This window comes from Pararhodobacter zhoushanensis (assembly GCF_003990445.1).
In the GTDB taxonomy this organism is placed as follows: domain Bacteria; phylum Pseudomonadota; class Alphaproteobacteria; order Rhodobacterales; family Rhodobacteraceae; genus Pararhodobacter; species Pararhodobacter zhoushanensis.
This window is the reverse complement of sequence record NZ_REEZ01000002.1, coordinates 519,000-537,440: the sequence shown is the minus strand read 5'-3', so window position 1 is coordinate 537,440 and position 18,441 is coordinate 519,000. Positions and strand designations below refer to the sequence as shown.

The following is an 18,441-nucleotide window of genomic DNA, read 5'->3' as shown; positions in this document are numbered from 1 at the left end:
CATGGATCTTGCAACCATCGTCCAGATTCTGGAATCCACCCTGCGGCTGGCCACGCCCTTGCTGTTCACCTGCCTTGCCGGGCTGTTTTCCGAGCGCGCGGGCATTTTCGACATCGGGCTTGAGGGCAAGCTGCTGGTCGCTGCGTTCTTTTCGGCGGCCTTTGCGTTCTACACCGGTTCGGCATGGCTGGGTTTGCTGGCGGGCATCGCGGCCTCAGTCGTGTTTGCGCTGATCCATGGCTTTGCCTCGATCACCTTCCGGGGCAATCAGCTGATCTCGGGTGTGGCGATCAACTTTCTGGCGGCAGGCATGACGGTGGTCGTGGCGCAGAGCCTGTTCCATCAGGGCGGGCGCACGCCGCCCCTGTCGGGCAATGCCCGGTTCGAGCGGATCGACCTGCCCTTCGCTGATGCGCTGCGCGATGTGCCGGTGATCGGGCCGCTGTACAGCAACGTGCTGTCAGGCAATTCGGTGCTGGTCTATCTGGGCCTGCTGGCCGTGCCGCTGACGTGGTGGGTGCTGTATCGCACGCGCTTTGGCCTGCGGTTGCGTGCCGTGGGTGAGAACCCGGCGGCGGTGGACACGGCGGGCGTGTCGGTGGTGCGGATGCGCTATTACGCGGTGATCATCGCGGGCGTGCTGTGTGGCATTGGCGGGGCGTATCTGTCGACCTCGCTGGCGGCGGGTTTCGTCAAGGATATGTCGGCGGGGCGTGGCTATATCGCGCTGGCCGCGCTGATCTTCGCCAAGTGGCGCCCGTGGCAGAGTCTGGTTGCGGTGCTGCTGTTTGGCATGCTCGAAGCCATCGCCAACCGCTGGCCGAATCTGGATCTGGGCCTGATCACCCTGCCCAACCAGTTCATGGCGGCGCTGCCCTATATCCTGACCGTGGTCATTCTGGCCGGGTTCGTCGGCAAGGCCATTCCGCCGCGCGCGGGCGGCGAGCCTTACGTGAAAGAGCGCTGAAAACAGCCCCGGCCTGCCGTTTTTGGCCGGGGCGTTTCACCGGGCGAAATATTGTCTCAAAGCCCCTGTAAAACGCAGGGGCTTTGTCCTATTCAGACTCATGTTGGTCTATCTTCCCATTGCCGAGATCTCGACGAATCTGTTCACCCTGCTGGGGGTTGGAGCAGGGGTCGGCATGTTGTCGGGCATGTTCGGGGTCGGTGGCGGGTTTCTGATCACGCCCTTGCTGTTCTTCATCGGCATTCCACCCGCTGTGGCCGTGGCGACCGGGGCGAATCAGGTGGTGGCCTCGTCCATCTCGGGCGTGCTGGCGCATCTGCGGCGCAAGACGGTCGATCTGAAGATGGGCACGGTGCTGCTCATCGGCGGCCTCATTGGCTCGTCCATCGGGATCGTGGTGTTCCGCTGGCTGAGCGCGCTGGGGCAGATCGATCTGGCCGTACAGTTGTCGTATGTGCTGTTTCTGGGCGTGGTCGGCACGCTGATGCTGCAGGAAAGCCTGCGCGCGTGGTATCGCACCAAGAAGACCGGCAGCGGGCGGCGCAAGGCGCACAAGCACACCTGGGTGCATTCGCTGCCGTTCAAGATGAAATTCCGCGTGTCGGGCCTGTATATCAGCGTGATCCCGCCCTTGCTGGTCGGCGCGTCGGTGGGCGTTTTGTCGGCTGTGATGGGCGTTGGTGGCGGGTTCATCATGGTGCCCGCGATGATCTACCTGCTGGGCATGCCCACCAAGGTGGTTGTCGGCACCTCGCTGTTCCAGATCATTTTCACCACGGCCTATACCACCGTGATGCATGCGGTGACCGGGCATTCGGTCGACATCATGCTGGCCTTCTTCCTGATTCTGGGCGGCGTGATCGGTGCGCAGTTCGGCACGCAGATCGGCCTGCGGCTGAAGGCCGAGCAGTTGCGCATTCTGCTGGCGCTGCTGGTCATGGCGGTCTGTATCAAGGTCGGTCTGGATCTGTTGATCCAACCCGACGAGCTGTATTCCATCCGCATCGCGGGGGGGCCGTGATGCGGGGGCTGCTGTTGATCGCACTGATCCTGCTGTCGCTGCCTGCGCGCGCCAGTGAGATCGTCGGCGCGCTGAGCCAGAACCGCGTGTCGTTGACGGCGAATTTCTCGGGGTCCGAGATCCTGATCTTTGGTGCGATTCGCCGGACGGCCGACGAGGTCACGATTCAGGAGGCCGACGAGGCTGCCGGGTCCGAGGATTTCGACGTCATCGTGGTGATCGAGGGCCCGCGTCAAGCGGTCGAAGTCTGGCGCAAAGAGCGCCGGGCGGGGATATGGATGAACGTGGATTCGGTCGGCATGGCGTCGGTGCCGTCATTCTACGCCGTGGCGAGCACGCAGCCGCTCAACCAGATCCTGTCGCCCGAGGCGGACGAGGCATTCCGCATCTCGGCGCGTCAGGCCATACGGGCGGAACAGGTCGGTGACGGCTCACCCGAGACGCTGCTGTTCGCCGAGGCGCTGATGCGCATCCGCGAGCGGTCGGCACAATATTTGTCGTTGGAACGGTTCGTTCACATCGACCGCGACATCCTGTTTCGGACCAATGTCCGGCTTCCGTCGAATCTGACCGAGGGTGCTTACACGACGCGGATGTATCTGGTGCAGGACGGGCAGGTGGTCAGCCAGTTCCGCACGGCGATCTTTGTGCGCAAGGACGGGATCGAGCGGTGGCTGCACGAACTGGCGTATGACCAGCCTTTTGTGTACGGCCTGCTCGCTCTCGTCATTGCGCTGATTGCAGGATGGGGGGCGTCAGCGCTGTTCCGGATTATCCGACAGCAGTGACGCTTTAGAGCTGAGCCTGGGCTTACAGCTGGGCCTGGGTCTGGCGGGCTTCCTGGCTCACCGTTTGACCGGCGCTTTGCAGGTCGCGGCCTGCACCTTCGACGGTTTCACAGGCGCTCAGGGTCAGAACGGCAGCAATCAGGCTCAGAATGGCAAAGGGTTTCATCGCGGTCTTCTCCGGGTAGTGGACGTTTCGGAGACAACGCACACCCCCGGGGACTGGTTCCGTCACCCGCGCCCGATAAAGGGCATATTTGTTGCCATCACCGTCAGGAACGGCACATTCGTGCCCGCCGGCTGCGTGGCCATATAGAGCACCGCCTGCGCGACCTCGCCCACGTCCATCATCGGCTCGGCCTTGATCGCGCCATCGGCCTGCGGCACGCCCTTTGAGATGCTGGCGGCCAGATCGGTGCGGGCATTGCCGATGTCGATCTGCCCGGCGGCGATGTCGAAGGGGCGGCCATCCAGTGCCAGCGTCTTGGTCAGCCCGGTGACGGCGTGTTTGGTGGCGGTATAGGCCACCGAGCCGGGGCGCGGTGCATGGGCCGAGATCGAGCCGTTGTTGATGATGCGCCCGCCCTGCGGATCTTGCGCGCGCATCTGTCGGAATGCGGCGCGGGCGCACAGGAACATGCCGGTCAGGTTCACATCGACCATGCCGCGCCAGTCGGCGACCGACATCTCGTCGATCAGCTGGCCGGGCAGCATCTTGCCTGCGTTGTTGAACAGCGCGTCGATGCGGCCAAAGCGGGCCGCGATGGCCGCAAAGGCTGCGTCTACCTGCGCCTCATCGGTCACGTCGCAGGGCAGGGCCAGCGCGTAGGGGTCTTCGCCCGCCACCTCGGCCAGTTTGTCGGCGTTGCGGGCGAGCAGGGCGACCTGCCAGCCTTGGTTAAGGAAGCGCTCGGCGGTGGCGCGGCCGATCCCGGCGCTGGCCCCGGTGATGACGATGACCGGCATCAGAACGCCTTGTAGGTCATGGTGGTCAGTGTGCGCGAGATGCCCGGCACGTCGAACAGCTGTTCGCTGAGGTAGTGGCCGACGTCCTCGCCTTCAGGGATATAGACCTTGGCCATCAGATCCCAGTCGCCCGAAGTCGAGAACAGCTCGGACACGATTTCGCGGTCATAGATGGCGCTGGCGACCTCGTAGGTTTTGCCGGGGATGCAGCGGAACTGGACAAAGACGCATTGCATGCGGGAAGCCTCCTGAATTTGGCTCAGGTTACGGCAGCGCGCGCGGCGGGTGCAAGGTCAGAAGCGGAACGGATAGCGGGCGAGCGGGTCATAGACCGGCCCGTCCGCGCGCAGGGTCGAGCGCATGAGGACCAGCTCGGGCGGGGTCCAGGGCGGGCTGGTGAGGGGCCCCAGCTTGCCGATGGCGCTGGCCAGCGTGTCGGGCTGCATCTCACCCTTGCGGAAGCGGGCAAGGGTGATGTGGGGCACGAATTTGCGCGCCTTGACCGTGATTCCGATGCGCCGCGCCGTCTGCGCCAGCTTGGCCTGCAGGGCGGAGAGCGCGGGGTCAGGGGCAACGCGGGCATAGAGCGCGTCGGGGTCATTGCCGCCGAAGGTTCCCAGCCCGTCGATGCGCAGCGAAGGGGCGGTCAGGGTCAGGCCCTCGATGGCGTAATGAAGCTCTTCCAGCAGCGGCTCGGGCTGGCTGTCCAGAAACACCAGCGTCAGGTGGAAGTTTTCCTCGGGCACCGGGCGCGACAGGGGCAGGCGGTGCTGGGCCACACTCAGCGTGTGGACCAGTGTTTCGGGGACAGGCAGGGCAAGAAAGGCGCGGATCATGGCGTCGGCGTAGCCGCCCGCTTGCGCCAGATCAAGGAAAACGGGCGGGAAGGGCAGCAGATTGGTGCAGAAGCAGGGAAGGGAATCAACGCGTGACCGGAGGATTGACCATGAAGGACCGCTTCCTGAAGATGTTTCGCCGCAGCCGCGATCTGAACACCATTGCCGAGATGAGCGACGCCGATCTGGCCGACATGGGCGTCAGCCGCGCGCAGGCGCTGGCTTTGGCCACGGTCGAGGATTCGGTGCCTGTGCGTCTGGCCGAGATGGCGCGTTCGCAGCACGTACCGGATGCCGTGCTGGCGCGCGACCGCGACAGCTGGCACGAGTTGGTGCACCGCTGCGCCGAGTGTCATGACGTGCCCGCCTGCGAGCGGTATCTGGCGCGCGATGAGGGGATGGATGCCGAGGCCGTGGCCTTTTGCCCCAACATGGCGATGTTCAACGCGCTGGCAGCGCGCTGAGCGCAGCAAAAAGGGCGACGCAGTGCGCCGCCCTTTTCCATTTCCTTGCGTGTCGCGTCAGTCGCGCGGCTCGTCCATCAGCCCGCGCACCAGCGCGTAACAGGCCAGCAGCAGCACGATGGCAAACGGGAAGCCCGTCGAGACCGCCATGGCCTGCAACGCCCCCAGCCCGCCGCCGATCAGCAGCGCGATGGCCACCAACCCTTCGAACGAGGCCCAGAAGACCCGCTGCGCCACCGGCGCATCGACCTTGCCGCCTGCGGTGATCGTGTCGATCACCAGCGAGCCCGAGTCCGACGAGGTGACGAAGAACACGATCACCAGGATGATCGACAGAAGCGAAGCGATCCAGGTGAAGGGCAGTTGGGTCAGCATCTCGAACAGTTTCAGCTCAAGCGACGCGTCCTGTGCGCCGGTGAACCCGTTGACCACCAGCTGATCCAGCGCGGTGCCGCCCAGAATGGTCATCCACAGGATCGACACAGCCGTCGGGATCAGCAGCACGCAGGTGATGAATTCCCGCACGGTACGGCCCCGGCTGACGCGGGCGATGAACATGCCGACGAACGGTGACCAGCTGATCCACCACGCCCAGTAGAACGCGGTCCAGCCTTGCGAGAAGTTGGCATCTTCGCGGCCAAACGGGTTGGACAGCGGGATCAGCTCGGTCGCATAGGCGCTGACGTTGTGGAACAGGTCGGCAAACAGCGTCGTGGTCGGTCCGGCGATGATGATGAACAGCACCAGCAATGCGGCCAGCCCGAGGTTGATCTCGGACAGGATCTTGACCCCGCCGTCGAGTCCCCGGAGCACCGAAATCAGCGCAGCGCCGGTGATCAAAGCGATCAGGATGATCTGCGCGGTCACGCCGATCTCGATACCGAACAGATAGTTCAGTCCGGCATTCGCCTGCTGCGCGCCGATGCCCAGCGAGGTGGCAAGGCCGAACAGCGTGGCAAACACAGCCAGAATGTCGATGACATGGCCCGGCCAGCCCCAGATGCGCTCGCCGAAGATCGGGTAGAACATCGAGCGGACGGTCAGCGGCAGGCCCTTGTTATAGGCAAAAAGAGCCAGCGACAGACCGACGATGGCATAGATCGCCCAAGGGTGCAGACCCCAGTGGAAGATCGTCGCGGCCATGCCCAGTGCTTGCGCAGCTGCGGCGTCGCCCTCGGCCCCGCCCAGCGGTGCCCAGTCGGTGCGCATCCCGTTTTCAAGCGTGACGCCCCCGAACGAGGTGGAGTAGTGGGTGATCGGTTCGCTGACGCCATAGAACATCAGGCCGATGCCCATGCCGGCGGCAAACAGCATCGAGAACCAGCCAGCATAGCCGTAGTCCGGCGTCGCATCGCGCCCGCCGATCCGAACACGGCCCAGCGGGCTGATGATCAGGCCCAGACAGACCAGCACAAAGACGTTGCCGGCCAGCAGGAAGAACCAGTCAAAGTTGCTGGTCAGGAAGTCACGCAGCCCGGTGAAAACCGGACCGATGGTGTTCTGAAAGGCCATGGTGACGATGACAAAGGCCACCACGCTCAGCCCGGAAATGGCGAAGACTGGGTTGTGGATGTCCAGCCCGAACAGCTGGACATTGTTCTGGCCGATCTCGAAATCGGTGTCGATGATATCTGACGGGCCTTCCGGTGCGCGGATGGCCTCGCCGTCTGTGGATTCCGTCATACGGTTTCCTCCTGTGTGTGAGGGGATCGGCGCTTAACGCACCACAAAGACCGAAACTTTAGCATGAGCCGCAAGTCCGCCCCCGTGCGAACCCCAGAAATAATCGGCAAATCCGGGTTTGTGCGATGCCATGACCACCAGATCGGCCCCGGTGTCGTCGATCGCCTTCAAGAGCAGCTTGTCGATGTCGAGGCTGGGATCATGCGCAGTGTAACTGCGCGCCGTGGCTTTCGCGCCGCCCGCGTCCTGCCGTGCCTTGGCGAAGGCGTCGAGCTTTTGCGCGAACTCGGTCGGGTTGTGGGCGATGGCGGTAGGGGTTTCGGCGGTAACCGAGACATAGACGATCTCGGCCCCATGCAGTTTGGCGAGATCCTCACTGATCTGAAGCGCCGTGGAGAGGTGCTCGAGATGCGTCAGATCCACGGGGACCATGAGTTTTGAAAACATACGTTCCCTCCTTTCTGCCGTTTGGGCTTGAAACCGGGTCGATTGCCCGGATGAAAGTAAGGGTTAACAGGTCGTTAAACGACATCGAAGGCCAAAAGCGACATGTTTGCCCCAAAAAGATGCAAAGCGCCTGTCGGTTCGCCCACGCGGCTGTGAGTTTATTCCTCTTGAATCGCCAGTGTGAGCGGTGCCGGGGCCCCGCCCAGATCGTCGATTCTCAGCGGTCCGGTCGGCCGTGCCAGCCGGTTGCGCACCACCCAGTGCAGGCGGTGCTCGGCCCGGGTGATGGCAACATAGGCAAGGCGTTTCCATAAGGGCAGCCCGGCCTCGGTGCGTCCGGCGCGCGCGGCGGCATAGAGGTCGGGTGCGAAGACCTGCACCTCGGGCCACTGGCTGCCCTGCGCTTTGTGGATGGTGACAGCAGCACCGTGCAGGAAGGCCGCGCCCATATGGGCGGCGAAGGGGATGAAGGGCTCTTCCTCGCCCTCGCGCTCGATCTTGACGATCGAGGCCGCCGAGACCTGCGGCTCTTCCGCGCCCATGACATGCAGGCGCGAGAAGCCGGGGCGTTTGCCCGGTCCCAGATAAATGCACTGCGCGCCTTTGATCAGGCCGCGCGCCTCCAGATCGACGCGCTTCTTGCGGTGCTTGAGCGGCAGTTCCAGCCCGTCGCAGATGAGCGGCTCGCCGGGCAGCAATTCGGTTTCCGGCGCACCATGGGCGGCGCGAAAGGCGTGGATCAGGCGGATGCGCGTGGCGTTGCGCCAGACCAGCACGGGCGAGCGCGCCATCAGGTCGCTCTGCACCCGCTGCGCCCAGACCACGCGGTCATCCTTGCGCGCGGCGGCCTCGATCTGCGCCTCGAAGGTTTCAAACGTCAGGTCGGGATCGGCCAGCGAGTGCGCCAGGTCCAGGATCGGGTTGTCCTGACTCTGGCGGTGAATGCGGTGCAGTTCCAGCTTTTGCGGCGCGGGGAGGGTGTCGAACACCATCTCGCCGGACTGGCCGACAGGGGCCAGCTGGGCCGGGTCGCCGAACAGGATCAGGGTCTGGAACAGCTCGTGCAGGTCGGTGAATTGCCGGGCGTCGAGCATCGAGCTTTCGTCAATGAACCCGATGTCCAGAGGATCATCGCGCCGCTTCCAACCCTTGATGAAATCGCTGCCCCTCAGGCCCGCAGCCGCGAGCGCGCCTGGAATGGATTTAACCGTCTCATAGAACGCCTGCGCCCGGTCGAGCGCGGTATCGCCCAGATCGGGCATCTCGGGGCGCGGGCCGTTGCCGGCCAGCCACTCGGCGATCTTTTCGTATTCGGGGTCATAGACCGGGGTATAGAGAATGCGGTGAATGGTTGTCGCGGGCACGCCACGGTTGCGCAGCACCGAGGCGGCCTTGTTGGTCGGTGCCAGGATCGCCAGCGTCCGCCGCTCCTTGCGCCGCCGGCCTTCATAGTCGCCGCTGACGGTTTCCACCCCGGCGGCGATCAGGGCCTTGGTCAGTTCGGACAGCAGCATCGTCTTGCCGGACCCGGCCTTGCCCAGCACGGCCATGACGGTGTTGTCACTGTCCAGATCGGGGGCCGAGATATCCTCGTCGAGAATATCGATCCCGGCCTTGGCGAGCACCTCGGCCATGCGGTCCCAGGCGGCGGCCTGGTCATCGGAAAACGTCACGGGAAGGGGCGCGGCTGTCATGGTGCCACCCTAGGCCAAGGGGCGGGGAGAGGGAAGCGGGGGCGAGCGGCGCTCGGGCCCATCGAGGGCCCTCGCGCCGCGCGGGTTGCCACCCGCACCCGCTTCAAGGGGGACGCACGCGCCCCCGTGAAAATCCCCCCGTGGATATTTGAAGACAGAAAATGAAACAGGGCTAACGAACCCTTATCATCTGTCCTTAAATATCCTGGGGGGTGAATTGGCCGTCAGGCCAAGAGGGGGGCAAGGCCCCCCTGCCCGGTCGCCCGAGGGCGCGGCGGCGACAGCCGACAGGGGCCGAGGGCGAAACCCGCTCAGGCCTCGTTAAGCCGTGCTTCGCGGCCGCCGCGGCGTTTTTTCAGCAAGGTGGCGCGGTCGGGCAGGGCGGCGGTGACGCTTTGGCGCGCCTCGGCGCTCATGGTGGACCATTCGGCGATCTCGTCCAGCGTGCGGTAGCAGCCAGCGCAGATCCCGACCCGGGGGTGGATCACGCAAAGCTTCACGCAGGGGCTGTCGAGTTCGGTGCGCATCCAGATCGTATCGGTGGAGAGTTTGTTCATCGTGATTTTCCAGTGCCGTGCGGCCAAGATACCCCCGGTTCCTGTCGTTTCCAGCCTGTCAGCGACGCATCACGGCGATTCTGTCCAGCACGCCCTGCAGGATGAACCCGGCTGCGACGTGGTCGATCACCTGTGCGCGTTTCGCGCGCGAGGTGTCAAAGGCCAGCAGCGCGCGTTCGGCGGCGACGGTCGACAGGCGCTCGTCCCAGAAGCCGATGGGCAGATCGGTCAGCCGTTCCAGATTGCGCGCAAAGGCGCGGGTGGATTGGCAGCGCGGGCCTTCCGAGCCGTCCATGTTCAGCGGCAGGCCCAGAATGAACCCGGCCAGAGCCTTGGACTTGGCGATGTCCAGCAGGCGGGCGGCGTCCAGCGTGAATTTCGACCGTTTCACCGTTTCCAGTGGCGTGGCGACCGAGCGGCGCAGGTCTGACACGGCTACGCCGATGGTCTTTTCCCCAAGGTCCAGCCCGGCCAGAGCGCCCTGCGCGGGAATCGCGGCGAAGAAGGCGTCGGGATCGGCAAAGACACTCATTCGCCGAACCCCGCGCTGCGGGCGGCGGCGTCGATCTGTGCCAGCCCGTCGGGTTGGTCGGCAAACACCAGCCGTGCTTCGGCCCAGATCGCGCGGGCGCGCTCTTGTTGGCCCAGCACCCCCAGCGCGCCGATCAGCCGCGCCCATTCCTCGGCTGTGCCGCCCTGATTGGCCAGTCGAGAGGCCAGACCGTCAACCATGCCGCCGATCATCTGCTGGCGGTCCTCGTCCGACATGTCCGCTGCTGCCTGCATATCCTCGGCCGAGGGCCCGCGCCCGCCCGTGGTCAGCGGCGGCAGGGTGTAGCGGACACCGGCGATCTGCGAGAGTTCCTCGATGGTGCCGCGGATCGCGGGCACCCAGGGGTCGGTCGGCTGGCTGTCTTCGAGCAACCCGCGCCACAGGCGGAAGGTCAGGTCGGGCCGCCCGGTCTGGGCGAACATCAGCCCGAGGTAATAGCGCGCCGTGCCATTGCGCGCGTCGCGTTGCAGGATGCGGTCGAGCACAACTTCGGCCTGCGCCGAGACCAGCCCGCCGGTGGCCAGCACCATGCTTTCGCCCAGAGCTACCAGATCTTCGACCGGCGCCTCCTCGCCTTCAAGCTCGATCAGGCGTGCCCAGGCGGTGGCCGAGGCGGCGTTGTTGCCGATGTTGCCCTCGTTCACCGCCAGCAGGCGCAGCCCGCGGGGATCATCGGGGCGTTGTTCAATTGCCGTGCGCAGTTGCGCCATCAGGTCGAGGTATTGCTGTTCGACCTCGGGCGCAGGCGGGCGCGTCGGGTCGGCCTGCCACGCGGCCTCCATGGCTTCCTGACTGAGGCGCGCTTCGCGCAGGTCGTTGGCGGCGGCATAACGGGCGCTCATCGGCATGTCGCCATAGAGCGGCGTGCCTTCGCTGAAATAGAGCGCGAAGGCCCCCAGCGGCACGGCGAGCACCAGAACCAGCGCCACCCATTTGGCGCCGCCGGGCGATTCGCGCAGCTCGCTGCTGCCGCGACGGTCGGCATCCAGCAACCGGCGCGCGGTTTCGGCCCGCAGGCGCGCGGCCTCGTCATCGGGGATCACGCCGCGCGCGCTGTCGCGTTCGATTTCCTTGAGCTGGTCGGCATAGATGCGCATCTCGCGCTTCTGGCCCGAGTCTGCCCCCTGCACCCGTGCGCCGTGGCGCAGGCCGAGCACCACCAGAGCCGCCACAAGCACACAAAGGGCCAGGGCCGGGCCAAAGAACCACCAGATCGCCATGCAAACTCCTGTTTCGCGCCCCCTCACATAGCCGGTTGGCGCTCAATAAAAAAGCCAAACCGCCCTCACCTTGCCGCGACAAAGGGCGCGTCGGGGGCTGGCGGGGTGCGACCAGTCGGCGCAGGATTGGGGGCATGTCGGTTTTGTCCGCATTGTGCCGCTTGCAGCCAAGGGTTTGATCGCCTGCGGCCCCATCACCGCACAAAACCGCGGCCCAACGCAGGGAGTGCGCCCATGACTCGGTATTCGGTCTTTGCCATCGCGCGTGAGGCGATGCGCCAGCACAGCGGCTGGACCCGCGCCTGGGCCTCGCCCGAGCCCAAACCGCATTACGATGTGATCATCGTCGGTGCGGGCGGGCATGGCCTGGCCACCGCCTATTACCTGGGCAAGAATTTCGGCATCACCAATGTCGCGATTATCGAAAAGGGCTGGCTGGGGGGCGGCAACACGGGCCGCAACACCACGATCATCCGGTCGAACTATCTGCAGGACCCCTCGGCGGCGATCTATGAAAAGGCGCGCAGCCTTTATGAGGGGCTGAGCCAGGATCTGAACTACAACGTCATGTTCAGCCCGCGCGGCGTGATGATGCTGGCGCAGACCGAGCATGAGATCCGCGGCTACAAGCGCACCGAGATGGCCAACAAGCTGCAAGGCGTGGAAACCCGCTGGATCGGTCCGGCCGAGGTCAAGCGGCTGGTGCCGATCATGAACATCGACGGCCCGCGCTATCCGGTGCTGGGCGCGCTGTGGCAGTCGCGCGGCGGCACCGCGCGGCACGACGCCGTGGCCTGGGGTTATGCGCGGGCGTGCTCGGACATGGGCATGCATGTCATCCAGAACTGCGAAGTGACAGGTATTGAAAGCGTCGGCGGCAAGGTGTCCGCCGTGCAGACCACCAAAGGCACCATCGGCTGCGGCAAGCTGGGGCTGGTTGTGGCCGGGCATTCGGGTCATCTGGCCAACATGGCCGGGTTCCGGTTGCCGATCGAATCGGTGGCCTTGCAGGCGATGGTCAGCGAGCCGATCAAGCCCTGCATGGATGTGGTCGTGATGGCCAACACGGTGCACGGCTACATGAGCCAGTCGGACAAGGGCGAGATGGTGATCGGCGGCGGCGCGGATCATTTTAACAACTACACCCAGCGCGGCTCGTGGCAGCATATCGAGGAAACCGTACGCGCGCTGATCGAGACCTTCCCGATGCTGTCTCGCCTCAAGATGCTGCGGCAATGGGGCGGGATCGTCGACATGACCGGCGACCGCTCGCCGATCATCTCGAAAACCCCCTTGGGCAACACGTTCATCAACTGCGGCTGGGGCACCGGCGGGTTCAAGGCGATCCCCGGCTCGGGCTGGGCCATGGCCGAGATGATTGCCAAGGGCGAGCCGGGGCCGCTGGCCGCCGAATTCTCGATGTACCGGTTCCGCGAAGGCAAGTTCATCGACGAGAGCGTCGCGGCGGGGGTCGCGCACTGATGCACATCGCCCGGGTCCAGAGTGAACCGGACGCGCGTTTGGCGCGACTGACGGGTCAGTGCCAGTCAGTCCCGGAGATCCCTCATGGCCGCGAAAGAAACCCTCAAACCGACCACGGCGCTGCGCGCGGTGGCCGTCACATTGTTGCTGGCAGCGGGCTATGGCGCGTGTTCGGCGCTGGTGCCGCTGATCAAGCTGGATGTGATCATGCTGGCCCTCGCCGTGCTGGCGCCGGTTGCGCTGCACATGGGATTGATGCGCGGGCTGATGCCCAATCTGCTGGTCGGGATGCTGAGCGGCGTGCTGGCCGTGGTGGCGATGTGGGCGGTGTGGTTCGGGTTCGAGCATGGCTGGACCCCACTGTGGCAGACGGTGCAGCAAGGCCCCAAGGCGATCACCACCACGCTGCGGCATCTGGCGGCGACCACCTCGGTCAGCGTGACGATGAGCGGTTCGACCACGACGCACGGGCCCGACACGATGCGGCTGCTCTGGGCGCTGGAAACCGCGCTGATCGGCGGCGCACCGGTGCTGGGCGCGCTGCTGTCGCCGATTGGTCAGGCGCGCATTGCCCGGCGGGTTCCCGCCACCTGAGGGCGAGCATTTGGAACCGCGCACCCCTCGCGGTCGTTTTTTCCCCAAGCTCACAGCACTTGGAGAAAATCAAATGGCTTACACGACCAACGGACCCGCGCCTTACCCCCAGAACACCGGTCAGGCCGCACAGCCGGTCGATCCCCGTCTGGCCCAGCCTGCCTATCAGCCGCCGCAGTACCGCGAAAAGCGTGACGGGGTCGGCATGTTCGGCATCGGCATGGTTGTTGCCGCGCTGGCGCTCATCGTCGGCGCTGTTGTCTGGGGTGCGGCTGAGAACGACGCGGCCCCGGGTACGGCTGGTGGCAACACGACGGTCAACATCGTCCCTGAACCTGCCCCGGCCCCTGCGCCGCCCGCTGACACGGTCGAGCGCACCGCTCCTGTCGAGCCCGCGCCCGCTGTCCCCGAAGCCCAGCCAGCACCGGCTGAGCCCGCTCCGGCTGGCACCAACCTTGGCCCGATTGACCCCGCGCCGGCGCCCGCTCCGGCCAACTGACACCTGTCCCCTGACCGGGCGCCTGCGCGCGCCCGGTTGCTCCCGCCTCCCCCGGGCGGGCCGGATCGTCGGGTCGGCTATGCCGCTCCCGACGCTTCGCGTCGCGGGGAACCCAAAGGCCATGACGCGCGTTCTTCTGGCAACACGTCTTTGCACAGGAATGCACTCATCATGGCTCAGAATTCCAACACCCCGTCCAATGGCAACAGCACCGCTATTGCTCTCATCGTCGGCGCGCTCGTCGCGCTGGTCGCGGTGCTGGGCTGGTATGTTCTTGCGCGTCCCAGCGACGACGTCACGATCACCATCGACGGTGGCGGCTCGGCCCTCGAAGACGCTGCCGGTGCGGTCGAAAACGCCGTCAACGGCAACTAACGCCCTTTCCCATCCCCCCTACGACCAAGCCGGTCGCAGCGCTGCTGCGGCTGGTGTTTTGCCTGCTTGCGGTCCGTCGGTGCCGCGCGCGGGGGCAGCGATGACGGCAGCTTGTCGGCACCCAACACGGCAGCCCCGGCTGACGTGGCCCCCGCTGTCGTCCCGCAACAAGGTGATGCGGCTCCGGCACCGCTGGTCCCGGCCGAATGACCTGACGGGCGGCGTGCTCTCGGACCTCGGGTGCGGTCACGCATCCGGGGTCGCTCTGCCCTCAGCCGCCGCTGCCCTTTCGTCCTTATCCACCGTCCCCCTGACCGACCCGGCTGGTCGCGGCTTTGCCGTGGCCAGCCCCTTTGCATGCCGCGCATGTGCTACGGAGGCTTCATGCTTTTGCTGACCTGTCCCTGCTGCGGTGTTACCGCCGAGGAAACCGAATTCGCCAATGGCGGCGAAGCGCATCTCAAGCGGTTTGGTCCGGGTTCGGATGATGCCGACTATGAGGCCTATATGTTCGCCCGCAAGAACCCGCGCGGCGTCCATTTCGAGCGCTGGCGCCACATCTACGGCTGCGGCAAGTGGTTCTTGATGGCGCGTTGCACGATGACGCTGGAGGTGTTCGGGACATACCGCGCGCAAACCAGCGAACCACCCGCCGAAATTGTTGCCAAGATCAAGGCCCGCCGGCCTGAATGGGAGGGCTTCTGATGAGCCATCGTCTGGGAACCGGGGGCCGGTTGATCGACCGCACCCGTCCGATGGAATTCACCTTCAACGGCAAGGCGATGCGCGGCTATGGCGGCGACACGCTGGCCTCGGCGATGCTGGGGGCCGGACAGGTGCTGGCCGGGCGCTCGTTCAAATACCACCGCCCGCGCGGGGTTGTGGCCTCGGGCGCTGAGGAACCCAACGCGCTGGTGGGCTTGGGCGAGGGGCAGCGGTTCGAGCCGAACCAGCGCACCACCACGACCGAGCTGTTCTCGGGGCTCAAGGCCACCAGCCAGAACCACTGGCCCAGCCTTGAGTTCGACGTGGGCGCGGTCAATTCGAAACTGTGGCGCTTCTTCCCGGCGGGGTTCTATTACAAGACCTTCATCGCGCCGCGCCCGTTCTGGAAGCACGTTTACGAGCCGATCATCCGCCGTTCCGCCGGTCTGGGCAAAGCCCCGGCCGCCGAGAGCCGCGATGCGGATCGGTACGAGCAGATCTACGCGTTCTGCGATGTGCTGGTGATCGGCGGCGGTATTGCCGGTCTGGCGGCGGCGAAAGCCGCGGCTGACAAGGGCCAGCGGGTTGTGCTGGTCGAACAGACGGTGGCGTTCGGTGGCCGGGCTGTGGTCGACGGCGCGGTGATCGACGGGCAAAGCGCCGAGGCCTGGGTCGCGGCGCAACTCGCGGCGCTGCATGGCATGGACAATGTGACGGTGCTGAGCCGCACGATGGCTTCGGGCGTGTACGATCATGGCTATGTGCTGGCCTACCAGCGCGTCGCCGATCACGAACCGGGCGCGGACAAGCCGCGCCACCGGCTGTGGCGCGTCCGCGCGGGGCATGTGGTCACCGCGACGGGGGCGATCGAGCGCCCGCTCAGCTTTGCGGGCAACGATCTGCCGGGCGTGATGCTGGCGGCGGCGGTGCGCGACTACGTGGTCAACTGGGCGGTCAGCCCGGGCAAGCGCGTGGCCGTGGTCACCAACAATGATGACGCCTACCGCACGGCGCTGGCGCTGCACGCGGCGGGTGTAGCCGTCGCGGCGGTGATTGACGCGCGGGCCGAGGCGACGGGCGAACTGCCCGCCAAGGCGCGCGCGGCGGGCATCCGGGTGCTGGAAGACACGGCGATCCGGCATGTCGAGGGCGGCAAAGCCGTCACCGGCGTCGCGCTCTGCCGCTTCGACAGCGACGGCGGCGCGGTGTTCGAGACGCTCGCCTGCGATGCCGTGGCCATGTCGGGCGGCTGGTCGCCGGTGGTGCACCTGTGGTCGCATTGCGGTGGCAAACTGACCTGGGATGAGAGCGGCGCCTTCTTCCGCCCCGATCCTGCGCGCCCGCCGCTGGGCCAGGACGGGCAGGGCTTTGTCACCGCCGTCGGCACCGCCAATGGCGTGCTGGATACGGCAGGCGTGCTGGCCGACGCAGGCAGTAGCGCCGTGGTTGAGGTCGAGGCTGAGGCCCCGATGAAACCCGTCTGGATGATGCCCGCGCAGGCCGATTACCTGCTGCGCGCAAAGATGTGGCTGGACCCGCAGAACGACGTGAAGGTCTCGGACGTGCAGCTGGCGGCGAAGGAGGGCTATGCCTCGGTCGAGCATACCAAGCGCTATACCACGCTGGGCATGGCGACCGATCAGGGAAAGCTGAGCAACATCAACGGTCTGGCGATCCTGTCGGACGCGCTGGGCCAGCCGATCCCGCAGACCGGGACGACGACCTTCCGCCCGCCCTATACGCCCATCTCGCTGGGGGTGATCGCGGGTGAGGCGCGCGGCGGCATCTTCCAGCCCTTGCGCAAGACCGCGATGCACGACTGGCACGAGGCCAAGGGCGCGCATTGGGAGCCGGTCGGCCACTGGCGCCGCCCCTATTGCTATCCGCAGGGCAATGAGAGCCACAAGGACGCGGTGGCACGAGAGATCAATCAGGTGCGCGGCTCGGTCGGGTTGCTGGATGCCTCGACGCTGGGCAAGCTGCTGGTCAAGGGACCGGATGCGGGCCGCTTCGTCGACATGCTCTACACCAACCTGATGAGCACCCTGCCGGTCGGCAAATGCCGCTATGGGCTGATGTGCAACGAGAACGGTTTCCTGTCGGACGACGGTGTGGTCGCGCGTCTGAGCGAGGACAGCTTCCTGTGCCACACGACCTCGGGCGGGGCGGACCGCATCCTTGCGTGGATGGAGGACTGGCTGCAATGCGAATGGTGGGACTGGAAAGTCCATGTGATCAACCTGACCGAACAATTCGCGCAGATCGCCGTGGTCGGCCCGAACGCCCGCAAGGTGCTAGAAAAGCTGGGCGGCATGGATGTGAGCCGCGAGGCGCTGCCGTTCATGGAATGGCGCGAGGGCGCGTTGGGCGGGGTGCAGGCGCGGGTGTTCCGCATCTCGTTCTCGGGCGAGCTGAGCTATGAGATCGCCGTGCCGGCCTCGCAGGGGCAGGCGTTCTGGGAGCAGTTGTTGGCCGCCGGGGCCGAGTTCGGCGTCGCGCCCTATGGAACCGAGGCGCTGCACGTGCTGCGCGCCGAGAAGGGCTTCATCATGATCGGCGACGAGACCGACGGCACGGTGATCCCGCAGGATCTGGGGCTGAGCTGGGCGATCTCGAAGAAAAAGGCCGACTTCCTGGGCAAGCGCGGGATGGAGCGCACGGCGATGGTCTCGGCGGATCGCTGGAAGCTGGTCGGGCTGGAAACGCTCGACGGCTCGGTGCTGCCCGATGGGGCGCTGGCGCCGCTGCCGGGCAAGACGCCGAATGGCCAGCAGGCGACGCAGGGGCGCGTGACCTCGACGTATCACTCGCCGACGCTGGGCAAGGGGATTGCCATGGGTCTGGTGCATCGCGGGCCCGAGCGGATGGGCGAGGTGATCGCCTTCCAGTCGGCCAGCGGTGGTGAGGTCTCGGCGCGGATCGTCGATCCGTGCTTCTATGACAAGGCCGGGGAGAAGCAGGATGTCTGAGGTGGTGAGCGCATTGGCCGGGGCGCGGGCTTCCGGCATGGTCGAGCTGGCGGATGCCGGGGCGACCGGGATGATCACGCTGCGCGGCGACCACGCGCTGCTGGGCGCGGCTGTGCAGGCGGTGTTGGGGCTGGCGATGCCCGAGGTGCGGCGCGTGGTGGCGGGCGAGGGGGCGCAGGTGCTCTGGATGTCGCCGGATGAGCTGCTGGTGATCACGGGCTATGACGTGGCACCGGGGCTAGCGGCTGATTTGCAGTCGGCGCTGGGCGATGCTTTCGCGACGGTCGCCGTAGTCTCGGACGCCCGCGCGTTGATCAGGCTCAGCGGCGCACAGGCGCGCGATGTGCTGGCCAAGCTGTGCCCGGTCGATTTCGCCGACTTTCCGGTCGGCGCGCTGCGCCGCACCCGCGCGGCGCAGGTCGCGGCTGCGGTCTGGCGCACATCGGACAGCGACTGGTCGCTGATCTGCTTCCGCTCGGTGGCGGGCTATGTCTGGGAGGCGCTGGTCACGGTGGCGCAGCCGGGTGGCGAGGTGGCGCTTTACCGCTGAGTTGCACGGGTTGAGGTGTCGGCAAGGGGGGCTTTCTGCCCCCCTCTTTGCTGCGCAAATTCACCCCCCGAGGA

General features: G+C 66.0%; 21 protein-coding genes. 11 read left to right on the top strand and 10 right to left on the bottom strand.

Annotation, left to right across the window (positions count from 1 at the left end):
* The first annotated feature begins 1 nt into the window (after position 1).
* The 3 genes from EAE28_RS07355 (at position 2) to EAE28_RS07345 (ending at position 2,776) form a co-directional block, all read left to right on the top strand.
* Positions 2–967, top strand: coding sequence for an ABC transporter permease (locus EAE28_RS07355; protein WP_127105179.1), 966 nt, complete (start codon positions 2–4; stop codon positions 965–967).
* A 100-nt stretch (positions 968–1,067) separates the two neighbouring features.
* Complete coding sequence (locus EAE28_RS07350; protein ID WP_127105178.1) at positions 1,068–1,988, top strand: sulfite exporter TauE/SafE family protein; 921 nt, start codon at positions 1,068–1,070, stop codon at positions 1,986–1,988.
* Positions 1,988–2,776 carry a TIGR02186 family protein gene (locus EAE28_RS07345; protein ID WP_127105177.1) on the top strand — a complete coding sequence of 263 codons (789 nt, stop codon included), beginning with the start codon at positions 1,988–1,990 and terminating at the stop codon, positions 2,774–2,776. Before EAE28_RS07350 ends, EAE28_RS07345 begins: the two co-directional genes overlap by 1 nt.
* A 22-nt stretch (positions 2,777–2,798) precedes the next feature.
* On the opposite strand, the gene EAE28_RS07340 is transcribed toward EAE28_RS07345, so the two are convergent.
* The 4 genes from EAE28_RS07340 to thpR form a co-directional block, all read right to left on the bottom strand.
* Positions 2,799–2,942 (bottom strand): entericidin A/B family lipoprotein, encoded by a 144-nt coding sequence (locus EAE28_RS07340; protein WP_127105176.1) that lies wholly within the window; start codon positions 2,940–2,942, stop codon positions 2,799–2,801.
* 62 nt (positions 2,943–3,004) lie between these two features.
* Positions 3,005–3,739, bottom strand: coding sequence for an SDR family oxidoreductase (locus EAE28_RS07335; RefSeq protein WP_127105175.1), 735 nt, complete (start codon positions 3,737–3,739; stop codon positions 3,005–3,007).
* Complete coding sequence (locus EAE28_RS07330) at positions 3,739–3,975, bottom strand: Lrp/AsnC family transcriptional regulator (protein ID WP_127105174.1); 237 nt, start codon at positions 3,973–3,975, stop codon at positions 3,739–3,741. Before EAE28_RS07330 ends, EAE28_RS07335 begins: the two co-directional genes overlap by 1 nt.
* A gap of 57 nt (positions 3,976–4,032) precedes the next feature.
* Entirely contained in the window at positions 4,033–4,575 is a 543-nt protein-coding gene (gene thpR / locus EAE28_RS07325) for an RNA 2',3'-cyclic phosphodiesterase (RefSeq protein WP_127105173.1), read from the bottom strand.
* Positions 4,576–4,685: 110 nt separating this feature from the next.
* On the opposite strand from thpR, the gene EAE28_RS07320 reads away from it, so the two are divergent.
* Positions 4,686–5,039: a DUF6455 family protein gene (locus tag EAE28_RS07320; protein WP_127105172.1), complete on the top strand. Its 354-nt coding sequence runs from the start codon at positions 4,686–4,688 to the stop codon at positions 5,037–5,039.
* A gap of 57 nt (positions 5,040–5,096) precedes the next feature.
* On the opposite strand, the gene EAE28_RS07315 is transcribed toward EAE28_RS07320, so the two are convergent.
* The 6 genes from EAE28_RS07315 to ccmI all read right to left on the bottom strand — a co-directional run bounded on the left by EAE28_RS07315 (position 5,097) and on the right by ccmI (position 11,193).
* Positions 5,097–6,722 (bottom strand): BCCT family transporter, encoded by a 1,626-nt coding sequence (locus EAE28_RS07315; protein WP_127105171.1) that lies wholly within the window; start codon positions 6,720–6,722, stop codon positions 5,097–5,099.
* A gap of 33 nt (positions 6,723–6,755) precedes the next feature.
* On the bottom strand, positions 6,756–7,169 hold the full coding sequence (locus EAE28_RS07310; protein ID WP_127105170.1) for a universal stress protein: 414 nt from the start codon (positions 7,167–7,169) through the stop codon (positions 6,756–6,758).
* Between the two features lie 158 nt (positions 7,170–7,327).
* Positions 7,328–8,863, bottom strand: a complete 1,536-nt coding sequence (locus EAE28_RS07305) for an ATP-dependent DNA helicase (protein WP_127105169.1) — start codon at positions 8,861–8,863, stop codon at positions 7,328–7,330.
* 311 nt (positions 8,864–9,174) lie between these two features.
* Complete coding sequence (locus EAE28_RS07300; protein ID WP_127105168.1) at positions 9,175–9,420, bottom strand: DUF1289 domain-containing protein; 246 nt, start codon at positions 9,418–9,420, stop codon at positions 9,175–9,177.
* Between the two features lie 58 nt (positions 9,421–9,478).
* The gene (ruvX, locus tag EAE28_RS07295) at positions 9,479–9,952 is read right to left on the bottom strand and encodes a Holliday junction resolvase RuvX (RefSeq protein WP_127105167.1); all 474 of its coding nucleotides are present in this window, start codon (positions 9,950–9,952) and stop codon (positions 9,479–9,481) included.
* Positions 9,949–11,193 (bottom strand): c-type cytochrome biogenesis protein CcmI, encoded by a 1,245-nt coding sequence (ccmI, locus tag EAE28_RS07290; protein ID WP_127105166.1) that lies wholly within the window; start codon positions 11,191–11,193, stop codon positions 9,949–9,951. The genes ruvX and ccmI overlap by 4 nt, the downstream gene beginning before the upstream one ends.
* Before the next feature lie 234 nt (positions 11,194–11,427).
* Between ccmI and EAE28_RS07285 the strand changes: the two genes are divergently transcribed.
* From EAE28_RS07285 to EAE28_RS07255, 7 genes are all read left to right on the top strand, one after another.
* Positions 11,428–12,675, top strand: a complete 1,248-nt coding sequence (locus tag EAE28_RS07285) for a sarcosine oxidase subunit beta family protein (RefSeq protein WP_127105165.1) — start codon at positions 11,428–11,430, stop codon at positions 12,673–12,675.
* Positions 12,676–12,759: 84 nt separating this feature from the next.
* A complete protein-coding gene (locus tag EAE28_RS07280) occupies positions 12,760–13,269 on the top strand; it encodes a hypothetical protein (RefSeq protein ID WP_127105164.1) in 510 nt (169 codons plus the stop codon).
* Positions 13,270–13,342: 73 nt separating this feature from the next.
* The gene (locus EAE28_RS07275) at positions 13,343–13,768 is read left to right on the top strand and encodes a hypothetical protein (RefSeq protein ID WP_127105163.1); all 426 of its coding nucleotides are present in this window, start codon (positions 13,343–13,345) and stop codon (positions 13,766–13,768) included.
* Positions 13,769–13,939: 171 nt separating this feature from the next.
* Positions 13,940–14,143: a hypothetical protein gene (locus tag EAE28_RS07270; RefSeq protein WP_127105162.1), complete on the top strand. Its 204-nt coding sequence runs from the start codon at positions 13,940–13,942 to the stop codon at positions 14,141–14,143.
* A 384-nt stretch (positions 14,144–14,527) separates the two neighbouring features.
* A complete protein-coding gene (locus tag EAE28_RS07265) occupies positions 14,528–14,848 on the top strand; it encodes a sarcosine oxidase subunit delta (RefSeq protein WP_127105161.1) in 321 nt (106 codons plus the stop codon).
* Positions 14,848–17,817, top strand: a complete 2,970-nt coding sequence (locus tag EAE28_RS07260) for a sarcosine oxidase subunit alpha family protein (protein WP_127105160.1) — start codon at positions 14,848–14,850, stop codon at positions 17,815–17,817. The genes EAE28_RS07265 and EAE28_RS07260 overlap by 1 nt, the downstream gene beginning before the upstream one ends.
* The gene (locus tag EAE28_RS07255; RefSeq protein WP_127105159.1) at positions 17,810–18,367 is read left to right on the top strand and encodes a sarcosine oxidase subunit gamma; all 558 of its coding nucleotides are present in this window, start codon (positions 17,810–17,812) and stop codon (positions 18,365–18,367) included. The genes EAE28_RS07260 and EAE28_RS07255 overlap by 8 nt, the downstream gene beginning before the upstream one ends.
* Positions 18,368–18,441: the final 74 nt, after the last annotated feature.